At 67.5% G+C, this 22,992-nt stretch carries 20 protein-coding genes and 1 tRNA gene; 7 read left to right on the top strand and 14 right to left on the bottom strand.

Annotation, left to right across the window (positions count from 1 at the left end):
* Positions 1-5: 5 nt before the first annotated feature.
* Both F3H87_RS13530 and F3H87_RS13525 read right to left on the bottom strand, forming a co-directional pair.
* Entirely contained in the window at positions 6-827 is an 822-nt protein-coding gene (locus F3H87_RS13530) for a DUF2059 domain-containing protein (protein ID WP_149787434.1), read from the bottom strand.
* The gene (locus F3H87_RS13525) at positions 827-1,672 is read right to left on the bottom strand and encodes a DUF2059 domain-containing protein (protein WP_149787433.1); all 846 of its coding nucleotides are present in this window, start codon (positions 1,670-1,672) and stop codon (positions 827-829) included. Before F3H87_RS13525 ends, F3H87_RS13530 begins: the two co-directional genes overlap by 1 nt.
* 123 nt (positions 1,673-1,795) lie before the next feature.
* Between F3H87_RS13525 and F3H87_RS13520 the strand changes: the two genes are divergently transcribed.
* Positions 1,796-1,885: transfer RNA gene (locus F3H87_RS13520), tRNA-Ser, on the top strand.
* Positions 1,886-2,288: 403 nt separating this feature from the next.
* On the opposite strand, the gene F3H87_RS13515 is transcribed toward F3H87_RS13520, so the two are convergent.
* Both F3H87_RS13515 and F3H87_RS13510 read right to left on the bottom strand, forming a co-directional pair.
* Positions 2,289-4,763, bottom strand: a complete 2,475-nt coding sequence (locus tag F3H87_RS13515) for an ATP-binding protein (RefSeq protein WP_149787432.1) — start codon at positions 4,761-4,763, stop codon at positions 2,289-2,291.
* Between the two features lie 26 nt (positions 4,764-4,789).
* The gene (locus F3H87_RS13510) at positions 4,790-5,311 is read right to left on the bottom strand and encodes a molybdopterin-dependent oxidoreductase (protein ID WP_149787431.1); all 522 of its coding nucleotides are present in this window, start codon (positions 5,309-5,311) and stop codon (positions 4,790-4,792) included.
* A 123-nt stretch (positions 5,312-5,434) separates the two neighbouring features.
* On the opposite strand from F3H87_RS13510, the gene F3H87_RS13505 reads away from it, so the two are divergent.
* Positions 5,435-6,043 carry a response regulator transcription factor gene (locus F3H87_RS13505; protein ID WP_149787430.1) on the top strand — a complete coding sequence of 203 codons (609 nt, stop codon included), beginning with the start codon at positions 5,435-5,437 and terminating at the stop codon, positions 6,041-6,043.
* Between the two features lie 179 nt (positions 6,044-6,222).
* On the opposite strand, the gene F3H87_RS13500 is transcribed toward F3H87_RS13505, so the two are convergent.
* Genes F3H87_RS13500 through F3H87_RS13490 form a run of 3 tightly spaced genes read right to left on the bottom strand, consistent with a single transcriptional unit; the run spans position 6,223 to position 8,545 of the window.
* Complete coding sequence (locus tag F3H87_RS13500; RefSeq protein ID WP_149787429.1) at positions 6,223-7,281, bottom strand: methyltetrahydrofolate cobalamin methyltransferase; 1,059 nt, start codon at positions 7,279-7,281, stop codon at positions 6,223-6,225.
* 8 nt (positions 7,282-7,289) lie between these two features.
* The gene (locus F3H87_RS13495) at positions 7,290-8,222 is read right to left on the bottom strand and encodes a methylenetetrahydrofolate reductase (protein ID WP_149787676.1); all 933 of its coding nucleotides are present in this window, start codon (positions 8,220-8,222) and stop codon (positions 7,290-7,292) included.
* Between the two features lie 26 nt (positions 8,223-8,248).
* Positions 8,249-8,545 carry a virulence factor gene (locus tag F3H87_RS13490; protein ID WP_149787428.1) on the bottom strand — a complete coding sequence of 99 codons (297 nt, stop codon included), beginning with the start codon at positions 8,543-8,545 and terminating at the stop codon, positions 8,249-8,251.
* A 241-nt stretch (positions 8,546-8,786) separates the two neighbouring features.
* On the opposite strand from F3H87_RS13490, the gene F3H87_RS13485 reads away from it, so the two are divergent.
* Both F3H87_RS13485 and F3H87_RS13480 read left to right on the top strand, forming a co-directional pair.
* Positions 8,787-9,899 carry a Ppx/GppA phosphatase family protein gene (locus tag F3H87_RS13485; protein ID WP_149787427.1) on the top strand — a complete coding sequence of 371 codons (1,113 nt, stop codon included), beginning with the start codon at positions 8,787-8,789 and terminating at the stop codon, positions 9,897-9,899.
* 15 nt (positions 9,900-9,914) lie between these two features.
* Complete coding sequence (locus F3H87_RS13480) at positions 9,915-10,631, top strand: RlmE family RNA methyltransferase (protein WP_149787426.1); 717 nt, start codon at positions 9,915-9,917, stop codon at positions 10,629-10,631.
* Positions 10,632-10,637: 6 nt separating this feature from the next.
* Here the strand turns inward: F3H87_RS13480 and F3H87_RS13475 are convergent, their stop codons facing one another.
* Positions 10,638-10,865: a hypothetical protein gene (locus F3H87_RS13475; RefSeq protein WP_223228063.1), complete on the bottom strand. Its 228-nt coding sequence runs from the start codon at positions 10,863-10,865 to the stop codon at positions 10,638-10,640.
* A gap of 122 nt (positions 10,866-10,987) precedes the next feature.
* Here F3H87_RS13475 and F3H87_RS13470 point away from each other — a divergent pair, with 122 nt between their 5' ends.
* Positions 10,988-12,241: an aminotransferase class V-fold PLP-dependent enzyme gene (locus F3H87_RS13470; RefSeq protein ID WP_149787424.1), complete on the top strand. Its 1,254-nt coding sequence runs from the start codon at positions 10,988-10,990 to the stop codon at positions 12,239-12,241.
* Positions 12,242-12,248: 7 nt separating this feature from the next.
* Here F3H87_RS13470 and F3H87_RS13465 read toward each other — a convergent pair whose 3' ends face one another.
* The 5 genes from F3H87_RS13465 to F3H87_RS13445 form a co-directional block, all read right to left on the bottom strand.
* On the bottom strand, positions 12,249-13,214 hold the full coding sequence (locus F3H87_RS13465) for an ABC transporter ATP-binding protein (RefSeq protein WP_149787423.1): 966 nt from the start codon (positions 13,212-13,214) through the stop codon (positions 12,249-12,251).
* Complete coding sequence (locus F3H87_RS13460; RefSeq protein ID WP_149787422.1) at positions 13,211-14,206, bottom strand: ABC transporter ATP-binding protein; 996 nt, start codon at positions 14,204-14,206, stop codon at positions 13,211-13,213. Before F3H87_RS13460 ends, F3H87_RS13465 begins: the two co-directional genes overlap by 4 nt.
* Positions 14,203-15,144 carry an ABC transporter permease gene (locus F3H87_RS13455; RefSeq protein ID WP_149787421.1) on the bottom strand — a complete coding sequence of 314 codons (942 nt, stop codon included), beginning with the start codon at positions 15,142-15,144 and terminating at the stop codon, positions 14,203-14,205. The genes F3H87_RS13460 and F3H87_RS13455 overlap by 4 nt, the downstream gene beginning before the upstream one ends.
* 1 nt (position 15,145) lies before the next feature.
* Positions 15,146-16,129, bottom strand: a complete 984-nt coding sequence (locus F3H87_RS13450; protein ID WP_149787420.1) for an ABC transporter permease — start codon at positions 16,127-16,129, stop codon at positions 15,146-15,148.
* Positions 16,130-16,220: 91 nt separating this feature from the next.
* A complete protein-coding gene (locus tag F3H87_RS13445; protein WP_149787419.1) occupies positions 16,221-17,795 on the bottom strand; it encodes an ABC transporter substrate-binding protein in 1,575 nt (524 codons plus the stop codon).
* Positions 17,796-18,141: 346 nt separating this feature from the next.
* On the opposite strand from F3H87_RS13445, the gene F3H87_RS13440 reads away from it, so the two are divergent.
* Both F3H87_RS13440 and F3H87_RS13435 read left to right on the top strand, forming a co-directional pair.
* The gene (locus F3H87_RS13440; RefSeq protein WP_149787418.1) at positions 18,142-20,400 is read left to right on the top strand and encodes a molybdopterin-dependent oxidoreductase; all 2,259 of its coding nucleotides are present in this window, start codon (positions 18,142-18,144) and stop codon (positions 20,398-20,400) included.
* A gap of 108 nt (positions 20,401-20,508) precedes the next feature.
* A complete protein-coding gene (locus F3H87_RS13435; protein ID WP_149787417.1) occupies positions 20,509-21,294 on the top strand; it encodes an SDR family NAD(P)-dependent oxidoreductase in 786 nt (261 codons plus the stop codon).
* Positions 21,295-21,636: 342 nt separating this feature from the next.
* On the opposite strand, the gene F3H87_RS13430 is transcribed toward F3H87_RS13435, so the two are convergent.
* Entirely contained in the window at positions 21,637-22,992 is a 1,356-nt protein-coding gene (locus tag F3H87_RS13430) for a TRAP transporter large permease (protein WP_149787416.1), read from the bottom strand.

Raw genomic sequence — 22,992 nt, 5'->3', positions numbered from 1 at the left:
CGGCCTCACAACTCCTCGCCGGTGGCCATGCGGCTGGCCACCGCCAGGCCCATCGACAGCGACAGCTCGCCATACATCCGGTCGAACCCCGCGAAAAGCGCGTGGTTGAGCGCCCGGCCCGGCGCGCTGCGCGACAGCGCGACATAAGCCTCGAGCGTGGCGGGCGGCAGATCCTCGTAGGCCATGGACAGGTAGGCGAACAGCCATTCGCGGGTGTCGTGGCGCGTCTCGTCCTCCTGCGCCCAGACATCGGCAAGGATATCCTCTTCGCTCATGTCCACGGCGCCGCCTTCGACGAGGCCGAGGAAGAACAGGTAATTGGCGTTCAGCGCGCCGGCGACGTTGTATTCCAGCAGGCCGTTCACCTCGACGTAATCCGCGATCAGCCGCTGCCGGGGCGTGGCCTTGTCCGCCTCGCGCCAGAGCGCGCGGGCCGCCTCCTCGACGCCGGGCAGCATGAAGGCCTCGCGGGTTTCGATCTCGGCCTCGACCAGCGCGCGGCCGGCCTCGCTTTCGAAAAAGGCGATCAGCGGCGCGCTGTCGGCATCGCCGAAACTGTCGGCGAAATGCGCCCGCACCACCGCGCGCATCTTATCGGTGTCGTAGATGCGCCCGACCAGCCCCGCCCAACCCGGCCCGGCGTGGCCCCCGAGCATGTCCTGCTCGAGGCTGTCGCCATAGGCCAGCCCCTCGTCGCGCATCACGTCGATCAGCCGGTCGACCTGCATCGCGGCGAACAGCCGGTCGATATCCGCCGCCATCGCGCGCAGCGGCAGCGCGACCAGGATCGCCAGCAACAGCAGGCGAACCCCCGCGGCGCGTGACATCAAAGCTCCTGCCCGGGATCGAGATCGGCCATCCGGGCGGCCAGGACCTCGAACCGGTTGGCCATGATCTCGTGCTGCACGGCGTTCAGCAATTCGTAGACGCGCCGCATCCGCGGATGTTCCAGCGCCTCGGCATAGGCGCGCAGGTCGTCGTCGGAAAAGTCACGATAGGTAAAGGCCGCCCCGGCCAGCGAGTTGGCCCGCAGCTCGATCCGCAGCGCATCGCGCCCTTCGGCCAGCGCGGCGCGCAGCGCGCCCTCGTCCAGCGGCCGGTCCAGCACCCCGGCAGCCGAGGCCGCCATCAGGAACCGCACCTGTATCTCCTCGATCGCGCGCACCGCGCTGTCGTCGCCGCTGATCGCGTCGTTCATGCGCTGGAACAGGCCGACACGCGGGCTGCCATCGGCCACCAGCGCGGCGAAAATCTCCTGCCCCTGGTCCAGCTTGCCCTCGCCCTCGCGCATCATATGTGCGGCATTTTCGGCCACGACCAGCCGCTGACCCAGATCGCCGGCGTAGAATTCGACGGCATGGGCCAGATCCTCCTGGTCCAGCGTTTCGGTCAGGATGCCGACCGCCATCTCGTGCATCGCGCCGGTGTCGAACACCCGGTCGGCCAGCCGCGTCCACTGGGCGCCGAAATCGCCCGCGTCGCGGCCCAGCATCGCCGGGGCGCTTTCCGCCGACAAAGCGATGGAATCGAGCGCTACGTCGAAGCCGGTGGTGGTCAGGAACGCCTCAATCCGGTCGCGGTCGGCGGCCCGCGCGGGCCCGGCAAGGGCCGCGCCTGTCAGCGCGACAGCCAGAAAAAGCACCGGAAAGAGTGAGGAAAGGCGATGGATCATGGGGTGTCCGCCATGTGTTGAACGCATGGTGACAAGGGTAAGGCATTTGAAATCGCAGGCAATGTCAAAACGCCCCTTGAACCCCGTGGCAAAGCCGATTAAACGCACCCCCCAGACCCCCGCGGAGAGGTGCCGGAGTGGTCGAACGGGGCGGTCTCGAAAACCGTTGACCCTTCACGGGGTCCCAGGGTTCGAATCCCTGTCTCTCCGCCACTTATGGCCGATTTCTCTGCCGTCGTGACGATGCGGTATTGCCGCCGATCCGTGCATGTCGCCAGGCGGTGCGGGAAAGTGTCGGTTCTGCTCTAGATCCGGTATGTTTCAAGATCCGCGACGACAGCAAGCATTCAGCGGCGTTCGGGCCTTTCCCGACAGAGGGCAGCGCAGGGCCGCGGTCGGGCGATCCGACATTTGTGACTGGCATTTTATCGTGCAGCCGCATCCTCCCTCAAAGCGGAGCGATGACGGCAGCCAATCGCCCGGCCGGGGGGCGGCCGTGCGATGCCCGGGCCGCTGCGCGGCTGTTCCGGGCCGGGTGCGGCGTTCGAGCGCCCGATCACGCCAATACCCGACGCAACGACCAAAACGGAATGCGACCGGGACGCCAACTGCCCCCTCAATCCGGCAGGGCGGCGGCGGTGTCGGCGAAAAGCGGCGCGATCCCGGCGGCGGGTGCGGCGGTATCCTGCCCCCCGGCCAGCGCGGTTTCGAGATCCGACAGTGCCCCGTGCAGGCGCCGCGCGCCGACGATCGCGGCCATGCCCGCAAGCGCGTGGATCTTGCGGCGCAACGGGTCCGGCGGGGTGTCGCCGCTGTCGAGCATCCGCAGCAGCTCCGCGCCCCCGGCCCGGAAATCGCGCAGGAACGCCGCGTATTTCCCCGGCCCCAGGCTGCGTTGCAGCGCCACCGGTGCCTGCGTGTCGAGCAGCGGCAGGGTGCCGGGTGGCGGGGTGACGGGTGCCGCCTGCCCGCGCAGGACGGCGCGCAGCACCGGCCATGTCACCGGCTTGGTCACCACCTGGTCGAAACCGGCGGCGCGGGTTTCGGGGTTCTCGGCGGCCTGCACATGGGCGGTCAGCGCCACGATCCGCGTTGCCGCGTTGGGCCCGCCACCCGCCCGGATGCGGCGCGTCACCGCATCGCCGTCCATGCCCGGCATGGCGATATCCATCAGGATCAGGTCGAAACCGCTCCGGTCGGCCAGCTCCAGCCCGGCGGCGCCGTTCTCGGCCTCGTCGACAAGGTGGCCGTCCTTTTCCAGCATCTCGCGCAGGATGAAGCGGTTGACCGGGTTGTCCTCGACCACCAGAACGCGCAGCGGCGCGATGCGGCTGTCGCCGCTTTCCGTGACCGGATCGGCCGCCACCGCCTCGGCCGCCATGGCGGGCAGCGGCAGGCGGACCCAGAACAGGCTGCCCTCGCCCGGCTCGCTTTCGACACCGATCTCGCCGCCCATCGCCTCGACCAGCCGCCGGGTGATCCCCAGCCCCAGCCCGGTGCCGGCAGGCGCCACGGTGTCGTCGCGTTCCAGCCGCACGAAATCCTCGAATATCCGGCCGCGATCGCCGGGGGCGATGCCGGTGCCGGTGTCGGAGACCTGTATCTCGACCAGCGGCGTGCCGGGGCCGCCGCCCGACACGTCCAGCGTGACGGTCCCGTCCGAGGTGTGCTTGACCGCGTTATCCACGAGATTCGTCAGGATCTGGCGCAGCCGCGCCCGGTCGCCGCGCACCAGCGGCGATCCCGGCATGTGCACCATGCGCTCCAGCCGCACGCCACGGGCCCGCGCCGCCGGTTCGAAGCCGCGCAACACCGAATGGCTGAGCGCGTCGAGATCGACAACCTGCCGCGCCAGCGCGACATTCGCCGCCTCGAGCTGGGTGATGTCGAGCACGTCGTTGACATGCGACAGCAACGTTTCGCCCGAGCTTTCGAGGATATCGAGATATTGCCGCGCGCGCGGTTCGCGCACCTCGTCGCGCAGCAGCCCGATCGCGCCGATGATGCCGTTCAGCGGCGTGCGCATCTCGTGGCTCATCACCGCCAGGAACCGCGCCTTGGCGCGTTCGCCCGCCAGCGCCTGGTCGCGGCTCTGGCGCAGGTCCTCCTCGATCGCCAGGCGGTGCGTGATGTCGCGGAACACGTAGACCCGGATACGGCCGAAGGGCGTGCCCTCGACCCCGAGCGAAGCTTCGAGCGGCACCTCGCGCCCCTCGCGGCGGAACCCGGTGACGCGCTGCCGCCGCACCTGCCCGTCCAGCGCCGCGACATCGCACAGCCGCCCGATCGGCTGCCCCAGCGCAACGGCGCGGCCCAGGCCGAACAGCGCCTCGGCGGCGGCGTTGAACTCGGTGATGCGGTCGTCGTCATCGGTCACCACGATGGCATCCTGCGAGGTGGTGACGATGGTGGACAGCCGCGTGCTGGTCTGGCGCATCTCGCGGGCGCGGGCGCGCAGGAAACGGAACAGCCGCCAGACCAGCAGGCTGAGCACGCCCATCGACGCCAGCAGCGCCACCACCACGATGGCCAGGTCGCGCATCACGGCGTAGATCCCCTTGCGCATCTCCTCGCGGCGTTGCGCCACCGTCTGCATGACCCGCGACCCGAGCCTGCGCAGATCCCGGCGCATCCCGTCCACCGAGACCAGCAGCCTGTCGGCGCCCGCCAACAGCGTCGCGTCGTCGGCGTCGATCAGCGGCAGCAGCGCATCGCTGCGCACGCCCAGCTCTGCCAGCCGCACCCGCTGGCCCGCCGCCTCGATATAGTCACGATAGAGCGGCGAGACCCGCAGGGTCGTCAGCCGGCTGTAATAGACGTCGAAGGCGTCGCGCAGCGCCGCGGCATCGCCATCGCCGCGCATCATCTGGCGCAGGATCACCCGTTCGAATTCCAGGAATTCGACCTCGGCCTGCGTCACGGTCCAGATCAGCTCGTCGCTCTGGCTGTCGGCCAGCAGCCGCATCTCCTGCGTGCCGCGCCAGCCAAGGCTCAGCCCCACCGCCACGAGCAGCGCGATCCCGGCCAGCAGGACCGAGATCGGCATCCAGCCGCGTCGCAATCGCCGAAGGCGTGTCTTGAAATCGGGCATCCTAGCCTCCGCACGCCATGCCCAGCCTAGGGCGTCACCTCGATCCGGTCCAGTTGCCATATGCTTTGGGCATAGACGGTTTCGGTTCGGAAGGCCGGATCGGCATCATAGGGATAGACCAGCCATAACGGCCCCTTGTCGCGTGTCTCCATCGGCCGGCCGTTGCGCTCGTAGGCGACCAGCGCGCCGTCGCCGCGCAATTCGGCCATCGGGATCTCGACCAGGTATTCGTTCTTGGCGGTCAGGGTCAGCACACCGTCGCGGATACCGAGGCAATCCATCAGCGTCCTCAGCCGCACGCCCCGGAAATGCTGCACGCCCTCGGTCCAGATCGTGCTGGTCGAAAACGCCTCGGACGGCAGAAACCGCAGCATCGCCTCGTCCAGCCGCACGGTCCGTGCCGCCCCCGCACCCGGCGCCGGGTCGGTGATCACGATTTCCAGCAGCATCCGCCCCTCGGGCGCGGACAGCAGGAGTTTTGCCGGCATCTCGGCCCGGGGCGCCGTTGCACCCAGCACCATGATTGCGAATGCCAGTATCAGCCGCATGACTTTACCCGTCTTCACAATGTCACCCGTTCCACATAGGGGAGGATATTCATGGGTGTTGCGGCGTTCGTCCAGATACCTATGCTAACGAATAGGGAACCGTATTGGCAGGGAGGGGCAGGCATGGCGACGGTTCTGATCGCAGATGACCACGATCTCGTGCGCGCCGCCCTGGTCAGCTACCTGCAGGACGCGACCGGATATGACGTGGTCGAGGCCGCCACGCTGGACCAGGCGTTGGCCGCGATCGCGCGCGGCGGCCCGTTCGACCTTGTGCTGCTGGACTACACCATGCCGGGGATGAGCCTGCCGGCCGGCCTAACCAGGGCGATCGAGGCCAACGCCCCCGGCCCCGTGGCGATCCTGTCGGGCACCGCCCCGCCCGAGGTTGCCCGCCGGGCGCTGGCGGCGGGGGCGCAGGGCTTCCTGCCCAAGTCGATCGACCCCGACACGATGATCGCGGCGGTGCGGCACATGATGGCCGGGCACAGCTATCGCCCGCAGGAATTCCTGGACAGCGAACACCGGACCCGCGGCGCGGTGCACATCACCCCGCGCGAGATGGACGTGCTGCGCGGCGTGATGGAGGGCAAGTCCAACAAGGAAATCGCCCGCGACCTGAATATCCAGGAAGTCACGATCAAGCTGCATGTGAAAACGATCTGCCGCAAATTGCAGGCGCGCAACCGCACCCACGCGGCGATGCTGGCGCGCGACCTGGACCTGGCCTGAGGCGACGGGCCATCGGCCCGGCCTGCGGTCGCTTACCGCCATCGTGCGGATGATCGGCAACCGAAGGGCATCGCAGGGCCGCGGCTGTTCCGGGCGGGGTAAAGCGTTCGGGTATCGCACACCGGAAACAAAGCGGCCCCGCGCGTCGGCGGGGCCGTTCCGGTCAGCGTCGCGGCAGATCAGGCGCGGCGGCGGCGCCCGCCCCCGCGGCGGCCGCCCCGGCCACCGGCGGCGTCTTCGCCCGGCGCCTTGTTGAAGCGGATCCACTCGCCGCCATGCGGGTCGTTATTGGTCAGCAGGTTGGCGGCGCGGATCGCCTCCATCTCCTTGCCGGCGCGGAACTGCGTGCTGCCCAGGCCGAACATCTGGCAGAATGCCTCGTCGTCCATATCCGCCGGCAGCACGATCCCCGCCGCCTCGACCTCGGCGCGTTTCTCGGCGATCTTCGTGGCCCCCACCGGCAGCGCGCAGGGGTTCATGATGGCGCTGGTCATGCCCGCCCCCATCGCCATCGGCAGGAAGGCGTTGTTGATGCCGTGCCGGTTCGGCAGCCCGAACGAGATGTTCGAGGCGCCGCAGGTGGTGTTGACGCCCAGTTCCTCGCGCAGCCGGCGGACCAGGGTAAAGACCTGGTGGCCGGCGGTCGCCATCGCGCCGATGGGCATCACCAGCGGATCGACCACGATATCATGGGCCGGGATGCCGAAATCGGCGGCGCGCTCGACGATCTTCTTGGCCACGGCGAAACGCACGTCGGGGTCTTCGGAAATGCCGGTGTCGTCGTTCGAGATCGCCACCACCGGCACGTTGTATTTCTTGACCAGCGGCAGCACCAGTTCCAGCCGCTCTTCCTCGCCGGTGACCGAGTTCAGCAGCGGACGCCCCTCGGCCGCGGCAAGCCCGGCCTCGAGCGCGCCGGGCACCGAGCTGTCGATGCAAAGCGGCACATCCACCAGCCCCTGCACCATCTCGACGATCTTCGTCATCAGCGGCGGTTCGGTTTCGTTCGGGTTGGGGTTCGAATTGTAAACCACGCCCGCGTTGATATCGAGAACGCTCGCCCCCGCCGCCACCTGCGCCACGGCATCCTTTTCTACGGTCGAGAAATCGCCCGCCTCAAGCTCGGCGGCCAGCTTCTTGCGGCCCGTGGGATTGATGCGCTCGCCGATCACGCAGAACGGCTGATCGAAGCCGATGATGGCGGTCTTGGTTTTCGACTCAACGATGGTGCGGGTCATGTTTCCTGTTATCCTTGGGTTTGTGCGGCGGGCACGGCTGCCGCGCCGCCATTGTCGATGGCCCATTGGGCGTTGGTCCTGATACCCCCGAGCGGGAAGAAATGGACATGCTCGATGTTGAAACCGGGATTGGCGGCCTTGTGCGCGGCCAGTTCCGCGATCACGTCGGTCGGCTCATAGGGCAGCAGCAGCTTGGAGACATCCATCGCGCGCTTTTGCAGCACCTTCAGCGACGGCCCCACCCCGCAGGCGATGGCGAACTTGATCAGCGTCTGCAGCTTGGCCGGACCGGCGATGCCGATATGGATGGGCAGGGCGATGCCCTCGGCGGCCAGGCGGTCGGACCAGGCGATGATCGGCCTTGCGTCGAAGGCGAATTGCGTGGCCAGCGCCATCTGCGCATCGGTGCGTTCGGAAAACGCCTGTTTCCAGCGCAGCGCATCCATCACGGCCTTGTCGCCGCCATCGGGGTCGATGTCGCGGTTGCCCTCGGGATGGCCCGCGACGTGCAGCCGCTCGAAGCCTGCCTTGTCAAAGAGGCCGGTCTCCATCAACTGCATCGAAGAGTGGAAATCGCCCACCGGCTGTGCCACGCCGCCGGCCAGCAGCAGCGCCTGTTTCACATCGGCCTCGCCCTGGTACATGGCGATCCAGTTTTCCAGCTCAGCCGCGTCCCGGATGATGCGCGCGGGAAAATGCGGCATCACCTTGTAACCCTCGGCGTTCAGCCGCCTGGCGGTGGCCACCATGTCGGCAATCGGCGTGCCCTCGATATGGGCGATGTAGACGCGGGTGCCTTCGGGCAGGATCTCGCGGAAATCATCGACCTTCTCGGCGGTGCGCGGCATCACCTCGATCGAATAGCCCTGAAGAAAGGACTCGACCTCGTGGTTGACGGGTTTCGCGCCATCATCGCGTTTCCTGAAATTCAGCAGAGCCATCGCGGCCTCCCACACGCCTTTGGGTTTCATGCCCAACCATCGTTTGCGATCAGGGCCTTGATGCGGTCCCGATCATACTCGGCCTCAAGGCGCGCGGCCTCGGCCTCGGCGACCTCAGCGGGCTCGCCCTCGACGGTATAGGGGGCCGCCTTGCGCCATTCGGCCAGGTAGGCATCGGTATCCGCGGCGCCCACCTTCATGGCGGCGCGGTCGATGGCCTGTTCGAACCGTTCGGGCAAGGGTTTCTTGGCCCCGCGACGGCCCTTGCCGACGATGACCTGCGCCGGGATGTCCCGCCAGTAGACGATCGTGACTTCGGGCATTGCGTGATTCCCCTGTTACCGTGATCCGCTTGTAGGACAGCGCGTTTGCGACATAAGGGCGGTTTTCGACATTCCCGCCCCACTCTGCGACCATTTGCACATAGCAGGCGCGCCGCCGCTTTGGCCACCGCGGGCCGCCCCCAAAATCGCCAACATCTTTATGAGCCCCGCATGGCAGAGCTTGCACGGCGCGCGGCAAGACACTAGTTTGAACCCAACTCGAAATGGAGGGCGTGTAGTCATGGCGCCCAAGCGTCCCAAAGGTGCGGGCGCGTTCCCGAAACCGGTTGCAACCCCCGCGCCGACCCCGCCGGATACGGCCGAGCTTTATGCCGCGCTGGATCTTGGCACCAATAGTTGCCGGATGCTGATCGCCCAGCCCAAGGGCAGTCAGTTCCACGTGGTCGACAGCTTTTCCAAGTCGGTGCAACTGGGCGCCGGGCTGGAACAGACCGGCCGGCTGAGCCGGGCGTCGATGCGGCGCACGGTGCAGGCATTGCGCATCTGCCAGCAGAAGCTGAAGCGGCACAAGGTGCGCCGCATGCGGCTGGTGGCGACCGAAGCCTGCCGCCGGGCCCGCAACGCCACGGATTTCATCCGGCAAGTGCAGCGCGAAACCGGGCTGCAACTGGAAATCATCCAGCCCGAGGAAGAGGCGCGGCTGGCGGTGATTTCCTGCGCGCCGCTGGTCAGCACCAAGACGGAACAATTGCTGGTGGTGGATATCGGCGGCGGCTCGACCGAGCTGGTATGGATCGACATAAGCTCGGTCCCGCACCGCGAACGGCCGCGCGCGATCATGCGGCTGCACGCCGGGTTCCACCCCACCGACAGCCCGTTTCCCGCCGCCAAGGTGGTGGACTGGATCAGCGTGCCGCTGGGCGTGGCCACGCTGCGCGACCAGTTCAACGATGTCGAGGACGACGCCGCGCGCTTTGCGCTGATGAGCTGGTTCTTCGAGGAGAACCTGGCCGAGTTCGCCCCCTACAAGGACGAACAGGCGCGCGCGGGGTTCCAGATCGTCGGCACCTCGGGCACGGTGACGACGGTGGCGGCCTCGCATCTGGGGCTGAAACGCTATGACCGGACCAAGGTGGACGGGTTGCGCATGACCAGTGACCAGATCGACCTGGTGATCCGCGATTACCTCGCGCTCGGCCCCGAGGGGCGGCGGCGCGATCCGCGCATCGGGCAGGACCGGCACGCGCTGATCATGTCGGGCGCGGCGATCCTGCAGGCGCTGCTGCGCTGCTGGCCCACCGACCGGCTGAGCGTGGCCGACCGCGGCCTGCGCGAGGGTTTGCTTTATGCCCAGATGAGCGCCGACGGGGTGCTGGAAGACGGGCCTTTCTGAGGGGTTGCAGGGGCGATGGCGAAGAAACCGACCGGCAAGAACACATCCGGGCGCGGGCAGCGCGACCTGAAGGTCAAGGTCAAGACCGCGCGCGGCCGCAAGCTCAGCTCGACGCGCTGGCTGCAGCGGCAGCTGAACGATCCCTACGTGGCGCGGGCGCGCAAGGAGGGCTATCGCGGGCGCGCGGCCTTCAAGATCATGGAGCTGGACGACAGATTCCGCTTTCTCGTGCCGGGGGCGCGGGTGGTGGATCTGGGCTGCGCGCCGGGCGGCTGGATTCAGGTCGCGGTGCCGCGCATCAACGCGTTGGGCGAGAAATCCGGCAAGGCGCAGGGCCGCATCATCGGCATCGACCTGCAAGAGGTCGAACCGGTCGCGGGCGCCGAGATCCACCAGCTCGATTTCCTGGAGGACGGCGCCGACGACAAGGTCAAGGACTGGCTGGGCGGCAAGGCCGACGTGGTGATGTCGGACATGGCTGCCGCCTCCTCGGGGCACAAGCAGACCGACCACCTGCGGATCATGGCGCTGTGCGAGGCAGCGGCCTATTTCGCCTTCGACGTGCTGGAAGAGGGCGGCACTTTCGTCGCCAAGGTGCTGGCCGGCGGGGCCGAGGGCGATCTGCAAAAACTGCTGAAGCAGAAATTCACCAAGGTCGCCAACGTCAAGCCGCCCGCCAGCCGGGCGGACAGTTCCGAGAAATTCGTGGTGGCGACCGGGTTCCGGGGCTGAGCCCGGTCAGGCCGCCTGCCCCCTCAGCGTGGCGGCCAGCGCGTCGGGCGACAGTATCTGTGCCGGGCCCTGAGACAGGCGCCGTTTCGCGGCGATCCGTGCGCGCGCCTGCGCCGCCATGTCGGCCTGCCGCAGCAATTCGAACAGCCGTGCATGGCGCGGGGCGGGCACCGTTCCCGTGCGTGCAGGGAAATGAACCTTGGTGCGGTTTTCCATGGGCCGGAAAACTGCCATTGAATTGCGGCGCTTTTGGTGCGCAGATCGCGCCATTGCGGGGAAATTCCGTGCCGGGGCGGCGATTGCCCCGGCCTGTTTTCCGCGCCACTCTGACGGCTGCAAGAATCGAAAGGCCCCCCATGTTCGCCCCTGACCTGCTGAGCGCCATCCGCGCGCGTTTCGCCCATGTCGATGCCTGCCCGCTGACCGGGCCGCGCGTGTTCTTCGAAAACGCGGGCGGCGCGCTGACGCTGAATTCGGTGGTCGAGACCACGGCCCGGTTCGCCGCGATCCCCGACAACCAGGGCCGCGCCAACGCCATGAGCCGGCACCTGATGGAGGTGATCGCCAAGGCCCGCGCCGACATGGCGCTGCTGCTGAATGCGCCGGGCGGGCAGATCGTCCTGGGCGAAAGCGGGACCGAGATGCTGTATCGCATGATCCGCACCGCCTGCATGGGCACAGGCGCCGGCGCGGTGATCGGATCGACGCTGGAACATCCCGCCTCGCGCAGCGCGGCGCGGCACTGGGCCGAGCGCTCGGGGCGCGATTATATCGCGGTGGCCCATGACGATGCGACCGGCACCGTTACGGCGGAACACTACCGCCCGCATCTGCGGCCCGACCTGGCGGTGGCGACGATCCTGCACACCAGCCCGGTCACCGGCATGGGGGTGGATGTGGGCACCATCGCCGCCGCGATCCGCGCCGCCGCCCCCGAGTGCCTGATCATCGTCGACGGTATCCAGCACGCAGCGCACGGGGCCATCGACCTGACGGCGGCGGGCGTCGACGGCTATGCGATCTCACCCTACAAAATGTTTTCGCGGCACGGCTATGGCGTGGCCTGGGTGTCGGACCGGCTGACCGCCCTGCCCCACGAGGCGCTGACCGGCGGCCCGTCGGAGAACTGGGAACTGGGCACGCGCGATACCGGGGCCTATGCCACGCTGTCGGATGTGGTGGCCTATCTCGACTGGCTGGGCGGCGAGGTGAGCGACGCCACCGCCCCCCGCGCCCGGCTGGAAGCGGCGGGCGCGGCGATCCACGCGCATGAGCACGCGCTGACCGAGGCGATGCTGCACGGCACCGGCAATCACGCGGGCCTGACCACCCTGCCCGGCGTCCATGTCATCGGCGGCATCGACAACCCCGCGCGCGAGGGGCTGGTCGGCTTCTGGCTGGACGGGGTGGCCTCGGCCGATATCGTGGCCGGGCTCGAGGCGCGCGGCGTGCGGGTGCATATCCGCAAGGCCGATCATTACTCGGGTAACATCCTGACACCGCTGGACCGGCCCGATTGCGTGCGCGTGTCGCTGGCGCATTACAACAGCCCCGACGAGGTGGCGCGCTTCCTCGACGCGATGCAGGAGATTTCGGGCGCCGCCGGCTGAGCGCGCCCTACTCCGCCACGTGGCAGGCGACGCGGGTATCTCCGATGCGGCGCATCTCGGGGCGTTCGCGGCTGCACCGGTCGATCGCCAGCGGGCAGCGCGGGTGGAACGCGCAGCCTGATGGCGGGTTGATCGCGTCGGGGATTTCGCCCTTGGGCGGATCGACCTCGCGCCCGAAGGCATCCATGCGCGGCGCGGCGTCGAACAACATCCGCGTATAGGGGTGCTTGGGGTCGTCGAACAGCCGGTCGCGCGGCGCCTCTTCGACCAGCCGGCCCAGATACAGCACGCCGATCCGGTCGGCCATGTGATGCACCACCGTCAGGTCGTGGCTGATGAAGAGATAGGTCAGGCCCAGCTCTTCGCGCAGGTCGGACATCAGGTTCAGCACCTGCGCCTGCACCGACACGTCCAGCGCCGAGGTGGGTTCGTCGCAAACGATGATCTTCGGCCCCGAGGCCAGCGCGCGGGCGATGCAGATGCGCTGCCGCTGCCCGCCGGAAAACTCGTGCGGATACTTGTCGGCATCCCTTGCCGACAGGCCCACCTGCTCCAGCAGCTTTTCGGCCAGCCCCCGCGTGTCGCCGCCCTTGGCCGCCACCGGCTCGGCGATGATGTCGCGCACCCGCCAGCGCGGGTTGAGCGAGGCGTAAGGATCCTGAAAGATCATCTGGATGTCGGCGCGCACCGCCTCGACCCGGGCCGCGTCGGTTTCGGTGGCAAGGTCCACGCCCTCGACCTCGACCGCGCCTTCGCTGGGCGGCACCAGCCCCACCACGATCTTGCCGATGGTGGATTTACCTGAACCGGATTCGCCCACCAGCGCGTAGACGCTGTTTTCCTCGATCTCGAAACTCACGTCCGACACGGCGGTCAGCAGCGCCCGCGGCAGGCGTTCGATCACGCGGTTGAGCCAGGGTTTCGACACGTCGAACACGCGGGTCAGGTGATCGACCTTGATCAGCGCGCTCATGCGCCCACCTCCTGTTTGCGTTCGGCACCCAGCGGGAACCAGCAGGCCGCGCGCCCGTCGCAGGTTTCAAGCGTCGGGCCGGGGTCCCGGCGGCAGCGGTCCTGCGCATAGTCGCAGCGCGGGTGAAAGGCGCAGCCATCCGGCAGGTTGCCCAGGCGCGGCATCGCGCCAGGGATCTGGCGCAGGCGTTCGTGGCCCTGGCTGGCCAGCGGGGTCGAGGCCATCAGGCCCGAGGTATAGGGATGGCGCGCGGCGGTCAGCACCTCGCGCACCGGGCCAAGCTCGGCCAGCCGCCCGGCATACATGACGGCCACGCGGTCGGCGGCCTCGGCGATCACGCCCATGTCATGCGTGACCAGCATCACCGCCACGCCGCGTTCGCGGCACAGCCGTTTCAGCAACGCCACGATCTGCGCCTGCACCGACACGTCCAGCGCCGTCGTGGGTTCGTCCGCGATCACAAGGTCGGGCTCGGCACAGAGCGCCAGCGCGATCACGACGCGCTGCCGCATCCCGCCGGAAAACTCGTGCGGGTAGCTGTCGATGCGCGAGCGCGCGGCGGGAATGCCCACCTCTTCCAGCGCGGCGATGGCGCGTTCGCGCGCCTGCTGCTGGCTGACGCCCAGATGTTCGAGGATGGTTTCGGTCAGCTGGTCGCCCACCGTCAGAAGCGGGTTGAGCGAGGTCAGCGGGTCCTGAAAGATCATCCCCATCTTCTTGCCGCGCAGGCGGCGCAGCGCCTCGCCCTTCAGATTGTGGATGGGCTGCCCCGACAGCAGGATTTCCCCCGACGTTATGCGCGCGGGCCGGTCCAGCAGGCCGATCACCGCGTTGCCGGTCATCGACTTGCCGGCGCCGGATTCGCCGACGACGCCAAGGATTTCACCGGCATGGATATCGTAGCTGACGTTATCCACCGGGCGCAGGATGCCGCGGCGCGTGGGGATTTCCACGACGAGGTTTCGGACGGAAAGAACGGGTGTGTCTGTCATCTGAGCCTCGGGTTCAAAGCATCGCGCAGCCAGTCGCCCAGCAGGTTGATCGACAGCGCCAGCGCCAGCAGGGTCGCAGCGGGGAAGAACAGGATCCACCACTCGCCGGAGAACATGAACTCCTGCCCGATGCGGATCAGCGTGCCGAGGCTGGGCTTGGTGGGCGGCGCGCCCACGCCGAGGAAGCTGAGCGTCGCCTCGGCGATGATGGCCAGCGCAAGGCTGATCGTGGCGATCACCAGCACCGGGTTCAGCACGTTGGGCAGGATGTGGCGCAGCATGATGGCAAAGGGCGAGCGGCCGATCAGCTTGGCGGCCTGCACGTATTCGCGGTTCTTTTCCACCAGCGTGGCGCCGCGCACCACGCGCGCGAACTGCACCCAGTCGGACAGACCGATGGCCAGGATCAGCACCCAGATCGCCATCTGGTCGCGGTATGCGGGCGGCGTGATGCCCTTGGCGATGCCAAAGATCAGCATCGCCACAAGGATCGCCGGAAAGGTCAGCTGCACGTCGGCGATGCGCATGATGATGGTTTCGGTCCAGCCGCCGAGATAACCCGCCAGCAGCCCGAGGATCACCCCCAGCACCATCGCCAGGAACACGGCGGAAAAGCCCACGAACAGCGAAATGCGCATCCCGTAAAGGATGGTCGAGAACACGTCGCGGCCCTGGTCGTCGGTGCCCAGCAGGAACAGATCGCCGGTGAACTGGTTGGCCTGCCCCGGCGGGGTAAAGCCGTTCATCAGGTTCAGCGTGGCGGGGTTGAACGGATCGTGCGGCGCGATCAGCGGCGCCAGCAGCGCGCCGGCGATCAGCACCAGCACGACGATGGCCGACACCACCGCAACCGGCGCGTGGCGGAACGACCATGCAAGGTCGCTGTCCCATGCGCGGGTCAGGCGCGACGGGCGGATTTCGGGTTGGATCTCGGCCATGTCAGTGCCCCCCGGCGGTGCGGTCGACGCGCAGGCGCGGGTCGATCGCGAAATACAGCATGTCGACGATCAGGTTGATGCCGACGAACATCACCGAAATCATCATGAGATACGCCGCCATCACCGGGATATCGACGAACTGGATCGCGTTGATGAACAACAGCCCCACGCCCGGCCACTGGAACACCGTTTCGGTGATGATGGCGAAGGCGATGATCGACCCCAGTTGCAGCCCCGTGATGGTGATGACCGGCACCAGCGTGTTCTTCAGCGCGTGGCGGAAATTGATGGATTTCTCGCGCAGCCCGCGCGCGCGGGCAAAGCGGATGTAGTCCATGCGCAGCACCTCCAGCATCTCGGTGCGCACCAGCCGCATGATCAGCGTCATCTGGTAAAGCCCCAGTGTGATCGCCGGCAGGATCAGCGCCTTGAGCCCGCTTTCGGTCAGGAACCCGGTGGTCCAGCCGCCGATCCGCGTCACCTCGCCCCGGCCGAAACTGGGCAGCCAGCCCAGTTCGACCGAAAAGACATAGATCAGCAGGATACCGATCAGGAAGGTGGGCAGAGACACCCCGATCAGCGAGGCGGTCATGATCACGTTGGCCGATACCCCGCGCCTTCGGATCGCGGTGAAGATACCCAGCGCAATGCCGCCGACCAGCGCCAGCAGCCCCGACACGAAGGCCAGCTCCAGCGTGGCGGGCAGCCGTTCCATAAGGATTTCGGCCACCGGACGGCCCTGCCGGTAGCTCAGCCCGAAATTGCCCTGCGCGGCCTGTTCCAGAAAGCGCCAGTATTGCACGACAAAGGGCTGGTCCAGCCCAAGCTGGTCACGCAGGCGTTCGACATCGGCCTGGGTGCGTTCCTGCCCCAGCATGTTGTCGACCGGATCGCCGACGAAACTGAACATCGAGAACGCCACCAGCCCCACGACAAGAAGGACCAGCACCGACTGAAAGACGCGGCGGATGATATAGGCGAGCATCGGGCGCTCCCGTTCAAGGCGGCAGGCCGCGCCTGCGATGTGCTGCGGGCGCGGCCGTCGCGGGCGGGACCGGCGCCCGCCCGGGTTCGGCTCAGTTCAGGGTGAAGAACTTGAACTTCGGGTCGTCCTCGGGGCTGACCTCGATGCCGACATTTTCCTTCATGCCCCAGTTCAGCACCTGGTGGTGGATCGGCAGGTACAGAGTGTCCTCCTGCACCACGTCCCAGATCGACTGGATCGCCGCGTTACGCTTGTCCAGGTCGGTTTCCGAGGCCAGCGACAGGATCATCCCGTCAACCTCGGTGTTGGAAAAGCCGGTGGCGTTCCAGCTGCCGCGTTCCTGGCCGCGGGTGTGCACGAGGAAGTTGAAGATGTATTCCGAATCGTAGGTCGGAACGCCCCAGCCCAGCATGAAGAAATCCGTCTGGTCATTGGTGATCAGCGGGAAATGCTGCGCCTTGGGCTTGGCATCCAGGTTCACGGTGATACCGATCTGCGCCATCATGCCGACGGTGGCCTGGCAGATCGCCTCGTCATTGACGTAGCGATCGTTCGGGCAGTCGAGCTGGATCGAGAAACCGTCGCCATAACCGGCCTCTTCCATCAGCGCCTTAGCCCCCTCGACATCGGTCGAGATCGCGTCCATCTCGGCGGTCCAGCCGTTGACGAAGGGCGGTGCGATGATGCCGGCGGGCTGCGACTGGCCGCGCATCACCACCTGCTTGATGGCATCGCGGTTGATCGCCATGTTCATCGCCTTGCGCACGCGCACGTCGGCCAGCGGGTTCTTGCCCTCGACATTGTCGTTGGCGATGTCCTCGGCGCCCAGGTTCATGCCGAAAAAGATCGTGCGGTTCTGCGGCGCAGTCTTGACCACCAGCCCGGCGGTGTCGGCCACGCGGCCCAGATCCTGCACCGGCACGTCCTGGATGAAATCGACCTCGCCCGACAAGAGCGCGGCAACGCGGGTCGCGGCGTTCTGGATCGGGGTATAGACGATCTCGGTCACATCCAGCGGAAACTCGTCCTTGCCCCAGTACTCCTCGTTGATCGTCAGCACCGTCTTCACGTCGGGTTCGCGGCTGACCAGCCTGTAGGCGCCGGTGCCGTTGACATTGGTGGTGGCGAAGGTCTTTTCGCCGCCTTCCACGTCCTGCACGTCGACGGCGTTGTTCGCCTCGGCCCAGCCCTTGTCCATCATGAACAGGTTGGTCAGGTTCGAAGGCAGGATCGGGTTCGGCCCGTCGGTGACGAATTCGACCGTGTGGTCGTCGACCGCGCGCACCTCGGCGATCGAGCCCAGCAGTTCCTTCATGTCCGAATTCTCGGACTTGGCGCGGTTGATCGAGAACACCACGTCCTCGGCGGTGAAATCCGCGCCGTCATGGAAGGTCACGCCCTGGCGCAGGGTGAACACCCAGACGTTCGGATCGCCCTCTTTCGGGGCCCAGTCGGTCGCCAGCGCGGCCTGGAAGGCGCCGGTCATGTCGCGGATGATCAGCGGCTCGTACATCTGGTGGGCCAGCACATGGGTCGGGCCCTCGTTCTGGGCGTGCGGATCGAGGGTGAGCGAATCGCCCGCCCGCGCCCAGCGCAGGGTTTCGGCCGATGCACCTATCGCGGTGCCGGCCAGCAGCGCGGCCGCCAGAAAAGCTGTCTTTTTCATGAGTTACTCCCTGGTTTTCCCGGGCAATCGCCCGGCATGATGGCAAACAGGATAGACGAGTTTGCCCCGCCTTCAACATCCGATACCGGCAAATCGGTGCCGGAACCGGCCCGACGCGACGTAACCCGCGCAGGTCCGCGAAGCGGGCGGCCGCCCGGCCGCTCGCCGCCGGGAAAGATACCGCCATGATAGCGAAATGTGCGGATACAGACCGGATTGCCGTCGCCTGCCCTGCTCCGTCCGGCGACGGCGCGCTGCCGGTATCATGAGACGTGGATTTCCCCGCGCGACAGGATTACGCTGCCCTCGCGCGCGCCGCTCAGCGGCAGGACACAAGAGGGTTCCCATGGCCAAGGACGCCAGCACCGTAACGAAAGTCACCTCAAGCCACTGGGGCGCGTTCGAGGTCGACGTGGCCGATGGCCGGATCGTCGCCACCCGCCCCTTTGCGCATGACCCCCACCCGACCGGCATTCCCGACATCCTGCCGCAGGCCGTGCATCACGCCAGCCGCGTCGCCCATCCCGCGATCCGCCGCGGCTGGCTGGAAACCCGCAGCCGCAGCGGGCGCGGCGCGGACGAGTTCATCGACCTGCCCTGGGACGAGGCGCTGGACATCGCCGCGCGCGAGATCGACCGCGTGCGCAAGACCCACGGCAACGAGGCGATCTATGGCGGCTCCTACGGCTGGGGATCGGCGGGGCGGTTCCACCACGCGCAGAGCCAGGTGCACCGCTTTCTCAACAGTATCGGCGGCTATGTCGCGTCCTTCGGCAGCTATTCCACGGGCTGCGCGCAGGCGATCATGCCGCATGTGTTCGGCGTCGATTTCCTGCAGTTGCTCTACGAGCACCAGGACGGCTGGCCCACGATCCACAACCATACCGAAACGCTGGTGATGTTCGGCGGCGTCAACCCCAAGAACGCGCAGGTCAGCATGGGCGGCGTCACCGAGCATGAAACCGCAGGCTGGTTCGATCGCTTCGCCGCGAAGGGGATGCGCTGCGTCAACATCGCGCCGCAGCGCGGGGATGCGCCCGAAGGCTGCGACTGGCTGCCGGTGCGGCCCGGTTCGGACACGGCGCTTATGCTGGCGCTGGCGCATGTGCTGGAAAGCGAGGGGCTGACCGACCACGCCTTCCTCGATCGCTGCACCACCGGGTTCGAGCGGTTCCGCCCCTACCTGATGGGCGAGGTCGACGGCACGCCGAAAACGCCCGACTGGGCCGAGCCGATCTGCGGTGTGCCGGCGCAAACGATCCGCGAACTGGCCCGCCGCATGGCCGCGACGCGCTGCTTCATCACCGTGGCGTGGTCGCTGCAACGGGCCGAACATGGCGAACAGCCCTACTGGATGTCCGCCGTTCTGGCCGCGATGCTGGGCCAGATCGGATTGCCGGGGGGCGGTGTCGGCTATGGCTATGGCGCGATCGGCGGGGTGGGCAAATCGCTGCTCGGGCTGCGCGGCATGACCTTTTCGCAATTCCAGAACCCGGTGCAAAAGACGATCCCGGTGGCGCGGATCGGCGACATGCTGCGCCATCCCGGCCAGCCCTACGATTTCAACGGCCGGCGCGACACCTATCCCGATATCCGCCTGATCTATTGGGCGGGCGGCAACCCCTATCACCACCACCAGGACCTGAACGCGCTGCACGAGGCCTGGCAGCACCCCGACTGCGTGATCGTGAACGAACCGTGGTGGACGGCGACGGCGAAACGCGCCGATATCGTCTTTCCCGCGACCACCCCCTATGAGCGCGAGGATATCGGGCGGTCGAACCTGGACGATTACCTGTTCTACATGCCCCAGCTGATCCCGCCGGTGGGCAAGGCGCGCGACGATTACGCGATCTTTGCCGAACTGGCCCGGCGCATGGGCGCGGGCGATGTCTTTACCGGCGGGCTGGAGGCCGGGGAGTGGATTGCGAAACTTTATGACGAGTTCCGCGCCCTTGCCGCGGCGCAGGATATCGAGGTGCCGGATCTCGATACGCTGAAACGGGAAAACTGGGTGCGCCTGCCGATCCGGGCCGAGGGGCCGAACCGGACGCTGTTCGCCCCGTTCCGGGAAAACCCCGATGCCGCGCCGCTGGGCACGCCCTCGGGCCGGATCGAGATATTCTCCGACACCATTGACGGTTTCGGCTATGACGACTGCCCCGGCCACCCGGTCTGGCTGCCGCCGACGGAATGGCTGGGCTGTGCGGGCGACGCCGCGCCGCTGCACCTTGTCTCGCCGCAGCCGGGCGACAAGCTGCACAGCCAGCTCGAATGCGCGCTGGCCGACCGGCCCGGCGCGCGGCCCGTGACCGTGGTGATCCATCCGCAGGACGCGAAGGCGCGCGGTATCGCCGGGGGTGACCTGGTCCGCGTCTTCAACGCCCGCGGCGCGGCCCGTGCCCGCGCGCACCTGTCCGACGGCATCCGGCGGGGCGTCGTCGCCCTGCCCACCGGCGCGTGGTTCGGCGATCCGGGCACCAATATCGACCCGCATGGCAACCCCAACGTGCTGACGCGCGACACCGGCACCTCGCGGCTTGGGCAGGGGTCCAGCGCCCATACCACGCTGGTCGATCTGGCCCGGGACGATGGCAGCGCCTGAGCCCGCCCCTGCCCGCCTGCCCCGGACCGCCAGGGCGCTTTGCACTTTGATCCGGCGCCTGAAAGGGGCAAGCTGGCCCCGCAACCGCATCGCAACGGAGGGGGAAGGATGACGGATCTGGAGGGGCGCCTGGCGCTGGTGACGGGCTCGGCCACGGGGCTGGGACGGTCGATCGCGGTCAAGCTGGCGGAACGGGGCGCCGATGTCATCGTGAACTACGCGCGCTCCGCAACCGAGGCCGAAGAGGCCGCCGACCTGTGCCGGGCGGCCGGGGCACGGGTCACGGTGGTTCAGGCCGACGTGGCCGACCCGGCGGGCTGCCGCGACCTGGCTGGCGCGGCGCAGGACCGGGGCGCGCTGGATATCCTTGTGAACAACGCCGGCATCACCCGGCACGCACGCGATCATGCCGATCTCGATGCGCTGACCAAGGCCGATTTCATGGATGTCTACGCGGTCAACGTGGTCGGGCCCTACCTGATGCTGCAGGCGGCCAGGCCGCTGCTCGAAGCCGCGCACAAGGCCAGCGGCCGGTCCAGCGCGGTGCTCAACACCTCGTCCATCGCGGGTATTCAGGGCACCGGGTCGTCGGTGGCCTATGCCGCCTCGAAGGGGGCGCTGAACACCATGACCCTGTCGCTGGCCCGCGCGCTGGCACCGGCGATCCGGGTCAACGCGATCTGCCCCGGCTTCATCGGCACGCGCTGGTTCAGGGATGCGATGGACGCCGACAGCTATGACGACACCGTGCGCAAGATCGAGGCCGCGACGCCCCTGTCCGTCGCCTCGGGGCCCGACGACATCGCCGACGCGGCCCTGTTCCTGCTGAGCGATGCCTCGCGGCATGTCACCGGCGAATTGCTGACGGTGGATGCGGGGATGCACCTGGGCTAAGGCGGTGCGGCTGTGGGTGATGCGCCCTGCCCGGAACAGCCGCTTCACGAAAATCAGAGGTCGTCGCGGAGCCCCGGGCCGACATTTCAACCTGAGCGCAACCGAAGGGCAGCGCACGGCCGCGGTCGGGCGATCCGACGCTTGTGGATGGCAATTTATCGCGCAGCCACTTCCTCCCTCGAAACGGAGTGCAGACCGCAGCCAATTGCCCGGCCGGGGGGCGGCCGTGCGATGCCCGGGCCGCTGCGCGGCTGTTCCGGGCGGGGTACAGCGTTCGCTTTGCACCGCCCCTCCCGAACCGAAGCGCCCCGCCGGATCGGCGGGGCGCTCATGTTCTGCCCGTCAGCCGTAAACCAGCCTTGGCAGCCAGGTGATGATCTGCGGAAAGACCATGCACAGCACCAGCCCGGCGATCTGCAACGCCAGGAACGGCAGCGCGGATTTGAAGATATCCGTCATCGGGATCTCGTCCGGCGCCACCCCGCGCAGGTAGAACAGCGCATAGCCGAAGGGCGGCGACAGGAACGACATCTGCATGTTCACCAGGTAAAGCACCCCGAACCACAGCACCAGGTCCTCGGGGCTGTTCAGGCCGAAGGCCGCCGCACCCAGCGCCTTGATGATCGGCACGAAGATCGGCACGCAAAGCAGCAGGATACCGACCCAGTCCAGGAACATCCCAAGGATCACCAGAAGAATCTGCATCAAAATCAGGATGCCCCACGGCCCCAGCCCCGTCGCGGCCAGCGCGTCCTGCACGAATTGCTGCCCGCCCTCCAGCACATAGAGCCCGACAAAGATCGTGGCGCCGAACATGATCCAGATCACCATCGCGCTGGCCTTGAGCGTGGTGGTGCAGGCCTCGCGCACGGTGGGCCAGTCCAGCTTGCGGTGGATGGCGGCGACGATGAAGGCGCCGAAGGTGCCGATGCCGGCGGCCTCGACCGGGGTGGCGACGCCCGAAAAGATGATCCCCAGCACCACCACGACCAGCGTGATCGGCGCGGCCATCTTGCTGATCAGGCGCAGCTTTTCGGCGCCGCTGACGCGCTCCTCGACCGGGATGGCGGGCCCCAGCGCCGGGTTGATATAGGACCGGGCGACGACATAGGCGATATACATGCCCGACAGCAGCAGGCCGGGAATGACCGCGCCGATGAACAGCTCGCCCACCGATTGCTCGGCCACGACCGCATAGATGATCGCCAGGATCGAGGGCGGGATCAGGATGCCCAGCGTGCCGCCGGCCATGATCGAGCCCATGGCGATCTTGGGATCGTAATGGCGCTTCAGCATCGCCGGCAACGCGATGATCCCCATCGTCACCACAGCCGCACCGATCACGCCCACCATCGCCGCAAGGATGGTCGAGGCGATGATCGTCGCCGCCGCCAGTCCGCCCTTGAGCCCGCCCATGACCTTGTAGATCACGTCGAACATGTCGTTGATGATACCCGCCCTTTCCAGCATCGCCGCCATGAAGATGAACAGCGGAATGGCCGATAGCTGGTAATTGGTCATCAGCGGAAAGATCCGGCTGGGCACGATGTTCAGCGCCCGCGCATCGCCCAGGATGAACAGGAACACGCAGGCCAGCCCGCCGGTCACGAAGGCCAGCGGCAGCCCCGCCATCAGCAGCGCCAGAAGCGAGCCGAACATGATGAGTGTCAGCCACCCGATTTCGATTTCGATACCCAT

Source organism: Lutimaribacter pacificus (assembly GCF_900142185.1).
GTDB classification, from domain to species: Bacteria; Pseudomonadota; Alphaproteobacteria; order Rhodobacterales; family Rhodobacteraceae; genus Lutimaribacter; species Lutimaribacter pacificus.
Note: the sequence above shows the minus strand (reverse complement) of the source record. Positions and strands in the feature narration are given on the sequence as shown.